Origin of the sequence: Mycolicibacter sinensis, from assembly GCF_001667375.1 — a bacterium.
GTDB lineage: Bacteria > Actinomycetota > Actinomycetes > Mycobacteriales > Mycobacteriaceae > Mycobacterium > Mycobacterium sinense_A.
Genome location: NZ_LZIN01000074.1, coordinates 1 through 600 on the forward strand (window position 1 = coordinate 1; position 600 = coordinate 600).

Here is a 600-nt window from a genome sequence, read left to right on the forward strand (position 1 = left end):
TGCAGTGGCCGGCCTACCCCTCGTCGAACCAGCTGCACGCACTGACCACCGTCGGGCAGGTCGGCTGCCTGGCCGGGCTGGGCGCCGCCGCGTGGCTGTGGCGGCGCGGGCGACAGACGCTGGCCCAACTCGCCGCGGTGGTGTTCACCAGCGCGTTCGCGGTGGTGACGCTGGCGATGCCGTTGGGCGCCACCAAGCTCTACCTGTTCGGCGTCTCGGTGGATCAGCAGTTCCGCACCGAATACCTGACCCGGATGGCCGACAGCCCCGCGCTCCACGACATGACCTATCAGGGCCTGCCGTCGTACTATCCGCCGGGCTGGTTCTGGCTCGGCGGGCGCGCCGCGGCGCTGACCGGCATCCCGGCCTGGGAGATGTACAAGCCGTGGGCGATCACCTCGATGGCCATCGCCGTGGCCATCGCGCTGGTGCTGTGGAACAAGATGATCCGCTTCGAGTACGCGCTGCTGGTCACCCTCGCCGGCGCCGCGGTGACGCTGGCCTACAGCTCCCCGGAGCCCTACGCGGCGATGATCACTGTGCTGTTGCCGCCGGTGCTGGTTTTGGCCTGGTCGGGCCTGGGGGCCGGCTCCCGCAGAG

Annotated in this window: 1 protein-coding gene; it reads left to right on the forward strand. The window is 70.5% G+C overall.

Annotation, left to right across the window (positions count from 1 at the left end; genetic code table 11):
• Nucleotides 1–600, forward strand: a 600-nt coding sequence (locus tag A5771_RS14945) for an arabinofuranosyltransferase (RefSeq protein ID WP_165612858.1), incomplete at both ends; no start/stop codon positions are given.